Source organism: Mesorhizobium sp. M2E.F.Ca.ET.209.01.1.1, assembly GCF_004010375.2.
Taxonomy (GTDB): Bacteria; Pseudomonadota; Alphaproteobacteria; order Rhizobiales; family Rhizobiaceae; genus Mesorhizobium.
In genome coordinates, this window is record NZ_SADP02001121.1 from 1 (window position 1) to 293 (window position 293).

1 protein-coding gene is annotated in these 293 nt (G+C 64.8%); it reads right to left on the minus strand.

The window, feature by feature from the left end:
* A partial coding sequence (locus tag EN852_RS39380; RefSeq protein ID WP_135879946.1) for an SDR family NAD(P)-dependent oxidoreductase occupies nucleotides 1-172 on the minus strand: 172 nt, incomplete at its 3' end.
* Nucleotides 173-293 lie beyond the last annotated feature (121 nt).

Consider the following 293-nt stretch of genomic DNA (forward strand, 5'->3'; position numbering starts at 1 on the left):
CCACGAGCGTCTTTACGCCTGACGCCTCCCAGGAGAGTTCCTTCAGAGCGTCCGCGCCCCGGGCGACGGCGAGCACGGTTGCTCCCTCGCTCAGCGCCGCCTTCACGATGGAGCGGCCGACGCCCCGGCTGCCTCCGACGACGACGACATTTTGACCTTGCAACGATCCCATGGTTCACCTCGCTGTTCCGGCCCGGAGGAATTCCGGCGCCTGATGATCAGGACAGCCGAGGCGGGTGGAATTCATCGATACGTCGGTAAAAATCTTTCCGGGGCGCCTGTCAGGCGGCTCT